This is a genomic window from Leptotrichia sp. oral taxon 498, assembly GCF_002240055.1.
Classification (GTDB): Bacteria; Fusobacteriota; Fusobacteriia; order Fusobacteriales; family Leptotrichiaceae; genus Leptotrichia; species Leptotrichia rugosa.
On record NZ_CP016753.1, the window covers coordinates 1,925,901 to 1,940,048 of the forward strand.

The 14,148-nt window shown below is 28.4% G+C and carries 9 protein-coding genes and 1 CRISPR repeat array; of the genes, 1 reads left to right on the forward strand and 8 read right to left on the reverse strand.

From position 1 onward, the window contains the following. Nucleotides 1-36: 36 nt before the first annotated feature. From metH to BCB68_RS09545, 3 genes are read right to left on the reverse strand one after another with little or no spacing between them, the layout of a single operon-like run. Complete coding sequence (gene metH / locus BCB68_RS09535) at nt 37-3,546, reverse strand: methionine synthase (RefSeq protein ID WP_094080566.1); 3,510 nt, start codon at nt 3,544-3,546, stop codon at nt 37-39. 53 nt (nt 3,547-3,599) lie between these two features. After that, on the reverse strand, nt 3,600-4,175 hold the full coding sequence (locus BCB68_RS09540; RefSeq protein WP_216639347.1) for a chromate transporter: 576 nt from the start codon (nt 4,173-4,175) through the stop codon (nt 3,600-3,602). After that, entirely contained in the window at nt 4,175-4,768 is a 594-nt protein-coding gene (locus tag BCB68_RS09545; RefSeq protein ID WP_094080567.1) for a chromate transporter, read from the reverse strand. Before BCB68_RS09545 ends, BCB68_RS09540 begins: the two co-directional genes overlap by 1 nt. A 143-nt stretch (nt 4,769-4,911) precedes the next feature. Continuing rightward, a CRISPR array of direct repeats spans nt 4,912-5,550; the repeat unit is 37 nt; unit sequence GTTTCAATCCTTGTTTTAATGGATACACTACTTCAAC. 379 nt (nt 5,551-5,929) lie between these two features. On the opposite strand from BCB68_RS09545, the gene ligA reads away from it, so the two are divergent. Then, nucleotides 5,930-7,948 carry an NAD-dependent DNA ligase LigA gene (gene ligA / locus BCB68_RS09550; RefSeq protein ID WP_094080568.1) on the forward strand — a complete coding sequence of 673 codons (2,019 nt, stop codon included), beginning with the start codon at nt 5,930-5,932 and terminating at the stop codon, nt 7,946-7,948. A 170-nt stretch (nt 7,949-8,118) separates the two neighbouring features. On the opposite strand, the gene BCB68_RS09555 is transcribed toward ligA, so the two are convergent. The 5 genes from BCB68_RS09555 to BCB68_RS09575 form a co-directional block, all read right to left on the reverse strand. Then, nucleotides 8,119-8,604: a hypothetical protein gene (locus BCB68_RS09555; protein WP_094080569.1), complete on the reverse strand. Its 486-nt coding sequence runs from the start codon at nt 8,602-8,604 to the stop codon at nt 8,119-8,121. A 122-nt stretch (nt 8,605-8,726) separates the two neighbouring features. After that, nucleotides 8,727-9,734, reverse strand: coding sequence for a class 1b ribonucleoside-diphosphate reductase subunit beta (gene nrdF / locus BCB68_RS09560; RefSeq protein ID WP_094080570.1), 1,008 nt, complete (start codon nt 9,732-9,734; stop codon nt 8,727-8,729). A 51-nt stretch (nt 9,735-9,785) separates the two neighbouring features. Further along, nucleotides 9,786-10,832 carry a hypothetical protein gene (locus BCB68_RS09565; RefSeq protein WP_216639348.1) on the reverse strand — a complete coding sequence of 349 codons (1,047 nt, stop codon included), beginning with the start codon at nt 10,830-10,832 and terminating at the stop codon, nt 9,786-9,788. A gap of 260 nt (nt 10,833-11,092) precedes the next feature. After that, nucleotides 11,093-11,593: a hypothetical protein gene (locus BCB68_RS09570; RefSeq protein WP_094080571.1), complete on the reverse strand. Its 501-nt coding sequence runs from the start codon at nt 11,591-11,593 to the stop codon at nt 11,093-11,095. A 37-nt stretch (nt 11,594-11,630) separates the two neighbouring features. Further along, nucleotides 11,631-14,138 carry a DNA cytosine methyltransferase gene (locus BCB68_RS09575; RefSeq protein ID WP_094080572.1) on the reverse strand — a complete coding sequence of 836 codons (2,508 nt, stop codon included), beginning with the start codon at nt 14,136-14,138 and terminating at the stop codon, nt 11,631-11,633. Nucleotides 14,139-14,148 lie beyond the last annotated feature (10 nt).

Sequence of the window (14,148 nt, forward strand, 5' to 3'; positions counted from 1 at the left end):
ATATTTTCAATAAATAAAATATAACTAAATAAAATTTTACATATTAAAATATTTGCAAAATGGCTGTGAAAATACGATAGCACTTACAGATGCTTCAGGATACATCATAAATTCATCAGTAAGTTTTATTCCATAAATTTCAGGTTTTAACAATTTAAACAATTTTTTCTGGTCGCTTAAATCTGGACACGCTGGATATCCAAATGAATAACGGTTACCTTGATAATTTGCTTTTAATATATCTTCCGTTTGCAATTCTTTATCAATAATTCCCACATCTTTTCTCATAATTTGGTGAATATACTCAGAAGTAGCTTCCGCAAGTTCCAGTCCTATCGAATTTACCAAATGTCCTTTATAAAACTCACCTTTTGCTTTTAATTCGTTAGACACAATTCTTGACTTCTCTCCAGCTGTTGCAACAAAAAATCCTACATAATCTATTCCATCAGGATTTACATAATCGTTTAATGACAAATATTGACCGTATTTCTGTCTTGGAAAATTAAATGTTTCGATAACTTTACTCGAATCATCGGATAAAATTTCCAACGAAAATTCGTTTTTTTCTTTACCATATTTTCGCCGCACAGGAAAATATTTGTAAATTGCAGTTATATCAAAATATTCATCGCCGTGTTCGATAATATCTTTAATTTCATTATATATTTTTACTGTACGAGGATCTTGTTTTTCAAGCATTTTTCCAACAATCCATTTAAGACCCAGATGTTTTCCAATAAGCATTTGTAAATTGATAAACGGAAATACATCTTTTGCCTTTATATTTGTAATAATTTGCTTGTTCAAAGTTTCAGGCTTATAAATTTTCTCAAAATTATATTTTGGAATTTCAATTTCAGAATAGTCAAAAGTTCCGTCTTTATCTTTAATATCGCTAACTGTCTGTTTTACTTTTAATTTTTGCAGTTCTTTTTCATCTTTTATTAAAAGTAAATCTCTTCGCTTTTGCAAATATTCCCTAAATTCTTCAAATTTCTTTTCGTCAATCATTTTATTCAAGTCAGAAAGTGCTGTCATCGCATCTTTTGAATAAATTACAATATTATTTTCATAAGCTGGTTCAATTTTATTAACTGTAAATTTTTCTGTAAGAGCGGCTCCTCCAACGAAAATCGGTATAGAAATTCCCGCTTCTCTCAACACAGCAACAGTATTCACCATTTCAGCTGCAGATTTTACCAGAAGTCCTGAAAGTCCTAAAAAATCAGCTTTTTCTTTTACTACAGCATCTCGAATTTTTTCCGCAGGAGTATTAATTCCCAAATCAATTACTTCGTAGCCATTGTTTCCAATAATTATTCCAACCAAATTTTTCCCGATGTCATGCACATCACCCTTTACAGTTGCCATAATTATTTTACCTTTCACAGAAGACTCATCTTTTTCCATAAACTGCTCTAAATGTGCCACACTCGCTTTCATAACTTCCGCACTTTGCAAAACTTCCGCAACGATTAAATCATTTTTGTTAAAAAGTCTTCCAACTTCGTCCATTCCAGTCATCAAAGGCCCATTTATTATTTCAATTGGAGTATATTTTTTCAAAAGTTCATCAAGTAAAACTGTCAAATCCTTTTTACTTCCTTCAACAACCAAATTTGAGACTTTTTCTTCCGCCGTCAAGTTACTTACATCAACTTTTTTCTTAGTCGCCTTTTTATCTCTATAGAAATTTGCAAATTTTGAAACATTTTCATCATCTGTATGAAACAATATATTTTCTGACAGCTCTTTTTCTTCATCTGAAATTTCATCCATCGGAATAATTTTTTCAGTATTTACAATCGCAAAATCAAGCCCAGCTTCATAGGCTTTATTCATATAATAAGTATTTAACACTTCTCTTCCCGCAATTGGCAATCCAAATGAAATGTTACTCACTCCCAAAATTGTTTTAACATTAGGCATTTCTTTTTTTATTTCTCGAATAGCTTCAATTGTCGCACTTGCAGAACCAATATATTTCTGGTCTCCTGTCGCAACCGGGAAAACAAGCGTATCAAAAATTATATCTCTTTCATCAATTCCATATTTTTTTGTAAGCAGCTCATAACTTCGTCTTGCCACCTTAATTTTCTTCTCAAGCGAAACAGCCATTCCTTCTTCGTCAATAAGCCCCACAACAACCGCAGCTCCAAATTCTTTGATAACTTCAGCCATTTTCTTAAATTTTTCTTCCCCGTCTTCCAAGTTTATCGAATTAATAATCCCTTTTCCCTGAAGATAAGTCAGCCCTTTTTCAACAACATTTATATCAGTCGAGTCAAGCATTATCGGCACTTTTGCAAATTTTGAAACCTTTTCCAAAAATGCTTTCATATCGGCAACTTCATCTCTATCTGGATTTGCAAGACAGACATCAATTACATCGGCATCCCCTTTAATTTGAAGCCTTGCAACTTCAGTCGCTTCATCAAATTTTTCCTGTGCAATAAGATTTTTAAAAATTCTTGAACCTATTACATTTGTTCGTTCTCCCACATAAATTGGTCTATCTTTAGGAGTTTCAAGTGAAATTAGACCAGACAAATTATTAAAATTTTTATCTTTATCAATATTTCTAGGTTCATAGTTCACAGTTTTCTCTTTAATCTCTTTAATGTAATCTGGCGTGGTTCCACAACAGCCACCTACGATATTCAAATATTTATTTTTGAAAAAAGGTTCTAATTTATTTGCCAAAGTTACTGGAGTTTCTTCATATTCTCCATCTTCATTTGGAAGCCCTGCGTTTGGATAAACAGAAATGTAAGTATTTGAAATATCATTTAATGTTTTTAAAAACTGAGTCATAAATTCAGGTCCTGTTGCGCAGTTTAATCCGACAGAAAATGGATGCATATGATTTACAGCGTAATAAAAGGCATCCGCAGTTTGCCCGGCAAGTGTCGTTCCTGTGCTTTCAATCGTAAATGACAACATAAGCGGCACGGTATAATTTTCTTCCATAGCCTTTTTAAGCCCTAAATACGCAGCTTTTAAGTTTCTTGTATCTTGAATTGTCTCAAACAGGATTAAATCCACTCCCCCAGCTAGAAGTCCTGAAACAGCTGTATAATATGTATGGACAAGTTCATCAAAAGTAACTCCTCCAGTAACACTAATTGACTTATTAGATGGTCCTAAAGCTCCTGCAACATAAAGATGCCTAGTATCATCAGGATTTTCACTTCTATATTCTAAAATTGCCTCATTTACAAGCTCTGCCGCTCTTTTGCACATTTCAAAAGCTCTGTCTTCCAAATCATAATCTTTTAGAACAATGTCCAAAGCTCCAAAACTATTTGTTTCAATGATGTCACTTCCAGATTTCAAATATTCTTTATGAATATTTTTAATAATTTCAGGTTTTGTCAACACAAGATAGTCGTTACACCCCTCATATTTTTCGCCGCCAAAATCATCCGCAGTCAAATTCTGCTTTTGAATCATTGTCCCCATAGCTCCATCTAGCAGTAAAATTCTATTTTTTAAATCATTTTGTAAAAAATCATATGAATTTTTATATTGTGATGTTGCCATTAAATCACTCCTTTTATTTTATTAATTTTATTAATTTTTAAATTTAATTTATTTTATTGAAATTTGAAAATTATTCCTGCAATTGCCGATAATACAATTAAAAGTATGGGATTAAACTTAAACTTTGTAAGTATTGCAATAATTATTGCCAAAATAATGGATTTGTAATCAAATAAATTGACAATATTTTTTGACAAATTGTATTTTTCTATATCAAATAAAGACCCTTTTGCTACACTAATCCCAGCTGTTACAATAAGTGCAATAGAAGCTGGTCTCAATCCATAAAAAATATCTTGCACCAAAACTGAATCCTGAAATTTTCTTAGTGCGTTAGAAATCATAATAGTTATTATTATCGATGGTATTGTAAGTGCAATTGGCGCAATTACTGCTCCCCATAGTCCCGCTATTGTAAATCCAACTGAAGTTGCCATATTAATTCCCATAGGTCCAGGTGTTGACTGAGAAATCGCTATCATATCCGACACATCATTAGCAGTAAACCATCCTGTTCTCTGTCCCATATGATAAAGAAACGGCAAAGTCGCAAGTCCTCCACCAACTGAAAAAAGTCCAACTTTTCCAAATTCAATTGATAAATGCAATAATTTCATTATTTCATTCATTATTCTCTGCCTCCATTTCCTATTTTCTGACTATCTTCGTCACTTTTTTTACCATCTTTTTTTCTTGTAAAGTTTTTAATAATAACTCCTGTTACTCCCGCCAAAATCACAAGTAAAGTTGGATCTAATATATTCGTAACTGAAAATATAATTACAAGAATAAATATTACGATACAAATTAAATCAGGCAATGATTTTTTTGCCATCATAAATATAGCTTGAAAAACTTGCACACAGACACACGCACGGATTCCATTAAAAGCGTATTTTATAACCATCAGATGGGAAAAATTTTTCAAAAATATAGCAATCAAAGTAATAATTATAATAGGGGGAACAATCATTCCCATCGTTGCAAATATAGATCCGATAAGACCTTTCACTTTGTGTCCTACAAATGTTGCCGTATTTACTGCAATAACTCCAGGGGTTACTTGTCCTATCGCATAATAATCCATAATTTCATCTTCTGTAGCCCATTTATTCTTTTCAACAACTTCCCTTTTTATCATTGGAAGCATAGCGTATCCGCCACCAAATGTGAAAAGTCCCATTTTTGCAAATGAAAAAAATAATTTAAATAATGTTCCCATTTTAATTTCCTTTCTTTGCTTATAAGCATATATTTTATTATACAAAATATAATTTTAAAAATCAATATATTTTTATTTTATCATTAATTAAAAAAAGAAAGCTCTTACACTTTCTTTAATTTAATAAAAATATTCGAATAATAATTTTAAACCTTGTTTTAATGGATACACTACTTCAACTGAAATTGTTTCAAACATAACTCAATTCAGAGATTTGTTTCAATCCTTGTTTTAATGGATACACTACTTCAACTAAAAGATTTCAGCAGCAAGGAGATTGCTCAGATTAAGTTTCAATCCTTGTTTTAATGGATACACTACTTCAACCAGGTTACATCTATGAAGGAAACAAAGAGAAAGTTTTTGTTTCAATCCTTGTTTTAATGGATACACTACTTCAACAAAAAAGCAGGAGCAAATAACACAAGATTAGTGAGAAGTTTCAATCCTTGTTTTAATGGATACACTACTTCAACGAGTATATTCAGTATCAAAAGAAACAACTAAAGGACGACGTTTCAATCCTTGTTTTAATGGATACACTACTTCAACTTTTCTGATGATTGTAATGTATGTCCGAATTATTGGGCGTGTTTCAATCCTTGTTTTAATGGATACACTACTTCAACACTTGAATAAACTTCTTAAAAGAATGTTCTTAATCATGTTTCAATCCTTGTTTTAATGGATACACTACTTCAACACTCGAAATATATTATACTGATGGTAAAAGAAAGTACCGTCTGTTTCAATCCTTGTTTTAATGGATACACTACTTCAACCCGTATTTTCAATAAAATCCTTTATTTATCAGTATTACAGAGATTTTTTCAGACATTAAAATCACATTTTTTTGCTTAAATTTTGTCATTTTTTGATGTTTTTTTATCATTTTCCGTAACTCCTAAACCTTATATTTACTGACTTTGAGTTGATTTTTCTCCTTATTTTTTAATTCTTGGAGTGGTAGGAACTTTTCCTACGAACTTATTTTACCATATTTTTTTGTTTTTTCAAAATTTTTTTTAAATTTTTTTATGATAAATAAAAAACTTCATTTTCTATTTCTCTCTTTAAAAATTTTTATTTATAATTTTCTCAAAAAATGATATACTAAATTTAAAAATAAAAAAAATCAAAAAAGAAAAGGAAAAAGAAAAAATGAACTCACTTGATAATGAAATATTAAAAAATTATACAAATTTGAAAAACAAAATTGAAAAATATAATAATCTTTATTACAACGAAGATAATCCAATTATTTCAGATATGGAATATGACGGACTCTTGCGAAAGTTAAAAGAGATGGAAAAAGAATATCCCACTCTTTTAGAAATTGATGATTCTCCGACTGAAAAAATTGGAGGGACTGCGAGTAATAAATTTTCTAAAGTTGAACATAAAGTTCCTATGCTAAGTTTGTCAAATACTTATAATATCGCTGAAATCGAAGATTTTGACAAAAGAGTGAAAAAAATAATTAACTTTTCTGAAAAAATTGAATATATTCTGGAACTGAAATTGGACGGACTTAGTATCAGCCTTATTTATGAAAATGGGAACTTAACGAGAGCAGTCACTCGTGGTGACGGGAAAATTGGAGAAGATGTGACGGAAAATATTATGGAAATCGAATCCATTCCGAAGAAACTGAAAGAGCCGATTTCGCTGGAAGTTCGTGGAGAAATTATTTTGCCTATTCCAAATTTTAATAAAATAAATGAAGAGCGGGAAGAAAATGGGGAAGAAGTTTTTGCAAATCCAAGAAATGCTGCTGCTGGAACAATTAGACAACTGGATTCCACGATTGTTTCAAAAAGAGGGCTTGACTGCTATCTCTATTATTTGGTCAATGCGGAAAATTATGGAATTAAGACTCATCTGGAAAGTATTAAATTTATTGAAAAGCTGGGATTTAAGACAACTAAAGTTTTTGAGAAATATTCCGACTTTAAAACTCTTGAAAAATCTATTGAAAAATGGCGAATAAAAAGAGAAAAATTGGATTATGAAACCGACGGGTTGGTTATAAAAATAAATGATTTCTCATTTTATGAAACTTTGGGCTACACGACAAAAAGTCCACGATGGGCAATCGCTTATAAATTTCCTGCTGAACAAGTTAAAACAAGACTTTTGGATGTAACTTTTCAAGTGGGAAGAACGGGAGTTGTGACACCTGTTGCAGAGCTGGAAGCTGTGAATTTATCGGGGTCGGTTGTAAAAAGAGCTAGTCTTCATAACTTTGATGAAATTCGTAGAAAAGATATAAAAATTGGTGACAATGTGATTGTCGAAAAAGCGGCGGAAATTATACCGCAAGTCGTAAATGTCGTATTTGATGACAGGAAAGGGACTGAAAAAGAAATAAAAGAACCTGAAAGCTGTCCTGTTTGTGGCACAAAACTTGTAAAAGAAGAGGGCCTTGTTGCGCTAAAATGCTTAAATCCACATTGTCCTGAAAAAATTAAAAGAGAAATTTCCTACTTTGTGTCAAGGGATGCCATGAATATTTCAGGTCTGGGAGAAAAAATTGTAGAAAAATTTATTGAACTTGAAAAAATTAAAACCGTAGTCGATATTTATTTTTTGGGAAATTATCGCAATGAATTAGAAAATTTGGAAAAGATGGGGAAAAAAAGTGTTGAAAATTTGTTAAACAGCATAAACGAAAGTAAAAATCAGGACTTCTCCAAAGTTCTGTATGCTCTTGGAATCCCATTTGTTGGGAAATTTAACGCCAACCTTTTGAGTAAAACTTTTAAAGATATTGATGTTTTAAAAGAAAAGTCAGTTGAAGAACTTTTGGAAGTAAAAGGAATTGGAGAAAAAGCTGCAATCGCCGTAAACACTTTTTTAAATAACGAAAATAACTGGAAAATTATTACAGAACTTAAAGAAATTGGCTTAAAATTTAAATTTGAAGGAAATGAAATAAAAGAAGTTAAAGACAATCCGATAAAAGGGAAAAATTTCCTTGCAACTGGAAAATTGCAAAAATATAAACGAAACGAAATAAAAGATATAATTTTAGAAAAAGGTGGAAATTATTTATCTGCCGTTTCAAAAAATTTGGATTTTTTAATTGCTGGAGAAAAAGCTGGAAGTAAGTTAGAAAAAGCTCAAAATTTAGGAATTAGAGTGCTAAGTGAAGATGAATTTGAAAAAGAATTTTTATAATATAAAAAAGGGAGAAAAAGACGTTCTCCCTAATTTTTATCTCAAATTTTGGGTGTGTAAAAATTTTTTGTATGCAAATATTTCAAAAAATCGCTACACTTGACAGTTTTGTATACAAATTTACATAAAAATTCTGAATACTCTCATTTTTTTATTCTAAAATTGTTTTTTTATTCCATTTCAGTTGCTTCCAAAAAGATTTTACCATTTGAATTTAAAAATACAAGTTTTTTTAATTTTGTGTCATAAGCATAGACCATACTGTTATCGTCATCTTCTTTTACAAGCGCAAAATTTTTATAAACTTTTAATCTTCTTACTTCCTTTTCTGCTTGAGCATCTTCATTATCTTCATCGTAATAGTAACTTATGACATAATATCCTTTTGCATCTTTTTTTATTTCAAATTCATCAGAAGTATCAGTATATCCAAATTTTTTATTAAGAAATTTATCTTCGTGAAGTTTTCCGTCAGTTGTAAAATCACGATTTTCTCCGTCACCATAAGAAGCTTTCAATTTTTCTTCACTTTCTTTCTCTGTTTTAGAAGAAAAATCATTTACTTTTTTACTTTTATTTTGATTTCCACAAGCTATCACACTTATAGAAATTGCCAAAACTAAAAACATAATCCCAATTTTTCTAATTTTTTTCATACTTAGCCACTCCCAAACTCAAATTATTTTTAATTTTCAGTATTATTATACCACATAACTCAAAAAATTAAAAATTTTTAAACAATAATTTTAATGTATTTTTATTTTTAAAATTTTTAGAACTATATATCAAAATCATCATCATCGTCGTCATCAAATCCAAAGTCATCATCATGTAAATGCACAACTTCCAGTGCTTTTTCATAATTTGTAGATTTTTTAGAGAAAAAATCGTGTTGAGTAGTTTCCACATTAAGTCCATTTAGCACAATCGGATTAACATTTTTTACTTCAAACTCTTCTTCAAATCCCAAATTCATAAGCGCTTTGTTGGCGTTATATCTGATATATTCCTTAACATCGCCTGTAAGCCCAATATCTCCATATACTTCGTCGGTATATCTGCATTCATTTTCATACAAGTCGTAAAGCAATGTCTTTAATTCATCTCTCATTCCTTTTTTAGTTTCTTCATCAAATGAATTATATAATTCTTGGAAAAGCAGTCCAACAAATACTCCGTGAATCGACTCGTCCGCAATAATTTTCTTAATTATATCACAACTTGCCACCATTTCTCCCTGTCCAGCTAACCAAAGCGGTAAAAAGAATCCGCTGTAAAACAAATAAGTTTCCAAGTAAACCGAAGCCGCCAAAGACATCGCAATATCTCTTCTTGAAGCTTCTGGATTATTCATCTTTTGATAATAATTGTCAATTTTATTGGCTTTGTACTGCAAATGTGGATTTTCCTGAACCCAGTTAAATGTTTCATTTATTTCACGAGTTGACGCTACTGTTGTAAATATTGTTGAGTAAGATTTTGCGTGAATCGACTCCATCATGCACATATAAGAAAGCACTGACCGATTCTGCAGTGAATCAATGTGATCAATAATTTTAGGCATTCCAGTATGACTTTGCAATGTATCAAGCATTGTAAGTCCTCCAAGTGCATGTAAATAAGCCAATTTCATTTCAGGCTTAAGCGCATTCCAGCTGTCAATATCCCTTGACGGAATATATTCCGTATCAATCCAAAATTGTCTTATATTTTGTTCCCAGAAAGTTTCCACATAATCATTTTCAGGGGTATTCCAGTTTACTGCTTTGTATATTTTCTTTTCCATTTTTTGACTTCTCCTAATTTTTATTTTTTTACTTAAACTTAATACAATGGTTTAATATTTTATTTTTTTGTTCATTTTTATTAAACTTTTATATTTATTATTTGCAATAAAATCACTATAAAAGTAATCAATTTTTCTTATAATTTCAGAAAAATCAAGTTTCTTGATATTTTCAAATATATCTGTTTTTAATCCAGTATTTAAAACATGTATATAGTCATCAAAATCATATATTTTATTTTTTTCTTCTCCAAGTAAATTTTCTCTTATTTTCGCAGCTTTACTGACTAGACAAATATACTGAAAATCTTTATTAATATATTGTGTTTTATTATCTGGATGAGCCATTCCAAAATGTTGATTTGGAGTCAGCATTATTATATTTTCTAGATAATTTGATATTTCCGGGACTTCATTTTGAGGAAATATGTGATGTGCCTGTGTTGCTTTTATTGAACTAAGATATTCAGAAATCTGATAGACTTCTGATTTTCCATTATACATAATGTCATTAAATTTTCGAACTATTTTTTTAGCTTTATTTACTTCATAATTAGCCATTGCTTTTGTTTTTAAATTATTTTTCTCAATAAATTCATATTCTGAACGAGTCAATGATTTTTGTTTTCCACTTAATTCATCTCTCCAATTTGAACGATTATACTGCAAATCATTTAATGTTATCGGATTTTTTGAAATTTTTCCTCTTTCTGTACCACATTTTTTTAATTTATAGGCTATCGGATTAATTATCTTTGCAAAAATTCTTCCACATTCAGTTTCTCCATTTATGTTGGTATATTCAATTGTAAATTTTGTAAATTTATCTTTTACCATTTCATACATTTCTTTTGTTTGAAATTTAAAAAAATCATCAAAGATACTTATTAAATTACTATCATCCAGTACTTTCAAAATATATTCATAAAGAAAATTTAAGGCATTCATTGGTCTTAATGCAATTTTTCCTAAAATTTCCCTGTTATTTATAGAATAATAATATCTATTTTTTTCTTTCCTTGTGTTTAAAATTTTACTATAACTTAATAATTTTATTGGTTGACCAAAATATTTATCATATTCACTTCCCACTTTCAATTCAGGATCTGGTTTTGAAAAAATTTCAATAACATTCTCTCTCGCATAATTGCTATGCCAAATATCTGAAACAGTAAACTCACTTATAGAACTACTATCAACATATTCTAATATACAATCTGAAATGATAGATATTACATCATATGTACACTTTTGGTCTATCCATCTTGCATCTCTTGTTTTTTCTTATATCATAATCGAAATTATTTAAAAATTTTGTATAAATACTCATAATATACAACTCCTGTTTCTTTTATAATTTATAGATTCCATCCTTCAAAAAAAACTCTTTTAATTTCATCTGATGAAATTTCTTTAATTTTATTTATTAAGATACTTAAAATAGTAGTGTTATTGAGAGATGGCAATACATTTTTTACGTAATCATTTCCTTGTACAACAAAATTGAAATCATTTATTAAATGATTGATATATAAATTAGAATTTATTCTTAAACTTATACTCCCAACCCCTGCACTTTTTGCATTGTATAATGAAACTAAGACAGAATTTAGTTGAGCTTCATCTTTGTAATAATGAATTCTGCATTCTTCATTCCAAGCACCATCTACATCATTTCCTTCTACATGCATACTAATACTTTTATCAAAATAACTTATACTTTGATTTAATGAAGTGTTTTTATAATGTCTAATATTAGACAAAAAACCTAATGTTTTAATGTATTCATATAAATTATTAAAATAAATTCCTTTTAATCCCCATCTTGGGTTATTCGTCCTATAATCTAAGTTAATCATTTTAATCATCTCCTTAAAATAATTTAATAAAGTTTTTTTATATTTCAGTGTTTATACCAAACCAATAACAACTTGTTTTATCTATATTTAAAGAGCGTGTTTGGTAATTTCTTGCTATTTTATAAAAAGCTCTAAATTCATCACTTGAAATATATCTTTTTTGAGCTTCAGTTAATTCAAATTGATATTTTGGAATTAAAATTGCAACTGAACCATTAACAATATAGCCTTTTTCTTTCTTCATCAATCTGGGATTATATGTCATGTTTGGTGTAAGATAAACTTTTTCATCATTTAAATATTTTTTTACCTGAAAATTTTGCAAATCATTTTTATTTATGTAAGCGTCATAATTTTCAATATTTTCTATTTCTCCATCATTAGAAATATTTCTAGATTTTATAACTCTAATATCATTATCACTTAATTTTCCTATATGAGAGTTTGAATTTGTTATTTGCCTATCACGAAATACTTCAAATACTCCAAATATCATTTTACCATAAATTTTATCAAAATCAAAATTTCTATATATTATCCAATAAGGTAATTTCTGATCAAATATATAATTTTGATTTTGTATAACTTGTTCTTTTCTTGTTATTGATATAATTTCTGTTTTTTTAGGAGGTAATTTCATATTTATAGCTAAATTTACTGTTTCTATCAATACATCTTTAAATCCTTTTTCTCCAAAGTCAATTATACTTTCCACTTTTTTTTTAGATAAAATTTCTCTTGTCTTTTCATATTCAGGAGTATTTAAAATATTTTTAGGCATTATCAATGAGATATTATCTGCTATTTTCATTGCTTTTTCTAAAATTAACTCCGCTAAATTTTTTGTTTCTTTATTATGATTTTTTTTTATTTTTTCTTTTAAATAATTTCCTGATAATTTAGTAAATGGTGGATTTCCTACTACTAAATCTACTTTTTCTGTTTCAGAATAATCTAAAAAATCTTTATTTATAAACTCTATATTAAAATTTTCAGGTATTTCAATTTTAGAAATTAATAATTTAAGAATTTCTAAAATATTCTTATCAATATCTATCAATTTTAAATTAACTTTTGATATATTTTCATATTTTTTAAAAATAAATGGTATAAAGTTCCCAATTCCTACTGATGGTTCTAATATTGTTATTTCTTTATTATCAAAATTTGGTAGTTGTTTGAATATTTCCTGTATTATAAATTTATTAGTATAATAAGCTGAATGTTTTTCTCGCTTAGAATTAGACAATTCGATTATTTTTGATAAAATAGAAAAATTATATTTTTCGTAATTTTTTTCTATAAATTTCTTTATGTCTTTTTTTGTTTTCAAAGTTGTTGATATATTTTTTATTTCTGAACCAGACAGATTATTCTTTTCTAAAAATTTACTTATTTTTCTAGCTATCTGTCTAAAAATTTCTGTAGGAACTGCTTCTCCAATACTTTGACGAATATTCATTTCTTCTTTTTTAGATACTTTTCTTTTTTCTTCTAAAGTTAAATTATTTAATTCTTCCAATTCTAAATTTAACCATTTAAAGTTATCTGGAATTGTCATCATTTTCATTAATTCTCTAATAGAAAAAACTCTATCTTCTTTAGGATGAATAGTGTTTTGACTTGCCATTTGATCATTCCTTGTATGAATACAAGGAGCAACTTTATCAAATATCTGTCTTCTATATTTATCTCCATTTTTTGATTGATTAATAATAATTTCTCCATTTATTATTCTATGAGGTTTTTTTAAATCTTCTTTATTGTCAAATGCACTTTCACCTTCATTAATTTCTTTAATCCATTCTCTCATATGTTTAGGATATATTCTAAAATTATGATAAAAATCATTTTTATCGTATTCTCCCCATCTTAATGATGGCATATTACCAATTATTTCTCTTAAAGTTCTTTCTTTTCTATAATCTGGAAATAATTCCACTGGAGATATCTCATCAGAAAATTTATTGAGAACACCTATAACTAAAGTTCTTGTACGTGAAGAATTTGAACCGTAATTTTTAAAATTTATAACATCTTTATATAATGAGTATTCTTTTCCTAATTCTTCTGTTATCATTTCTCCTATTGAAATAATTTTTTTAGCCTTATCTATGCATCCTGTTTTCCAAAATGTGGAAACATTTTCAAAAATAAAAAATTTAGGTTGAATTTTTTTTATTATTTCAACACTTTCATTTACCAGACTATTTCTATTAATTTCATCTTTGGATTTTTTATGATTAACAACACTCATCCCTTGACAAGGAGGAGTTGCAATAACTACATCAATATAATTTTTTTGAACATTACACCATTTTTTTATTTCATTATATATTTTCTCTTTTGTTTCTTCGTTTCGAATATCTCCACAAATATACCCTGTTTCTAATTCACATTTGTTATTTATTTTCTGTATGTTTAATCTTCTTTCTATAATTTCATTAGTTGCAACACATTTAAAATTTTCTTCTTTAAATCCGAAACAACCTACTCCTGCTGAAGAAAACAAAGAAATATACGTATGTTGCCTTTTGTTTCTCATTTACAACTCC

What these genes read in the sequence shown, in the direction of transcription:
- BCB68_RS09540 (WP_216639347.1), bottom strand. Translation starts at nt 4,175, where the DNA reads ATGAATGAAATAATGAAATTATTGCATTTATCAATTGAATTTGGAAAA.
- BCB68_RS09545 (WP_094080567.1), bottom strand. Translation starts at nt 4,768, where the DNA reads ATGGGAACATTATTTAAATTATTTTTTTCATTTGCAAAAATGGGACTT.
- nrdF (WP_094080570.1), bottom strand. Translation starts at nt 9,734, where the DNA reads ATGGAAAAGAAAATATACAAAGCAGTAAACTGGAATACCCCTGAAAAT.
- BCB68_RS09570 (WP_094080571.1), bottom strand. Translation starts at nt 11,593, where the DNA reads ATGATTAACTTAGATTATAGGACGAATAACCCAAGATGGGGATTAAAA.
- BCB68_RS09575 (WP_094080572.1), bottom strand. Translation starts at nt 14,138, where the DNA reads ATGAGAAACAAAAGGCAACATACGTATATTTCTTTGTTTTCTTCAGCA.
- metH (WP_094080566.1), bottom strand. Translation starts at nt 3,546, where the DNA reads ATGGCAACATCACAATATAAAAATTCATATGATTTTTTACAAAATGAT.
- BCB68_RS09555 (WP_094080569.1), bottom strand. Translation starts at nt 8,604, where the DNA reads ATGAAAAAAATTAGAAAAATTGGGATTATGTTTTTAGTTTTGGCAATT.
- ligA (WP_094080568.1), top strand. Translation starts at nt 5,930, where the DNA reads ATGAACTCACTTGATAATGAAATATTAAAAAATTATACAAATTTGAAA.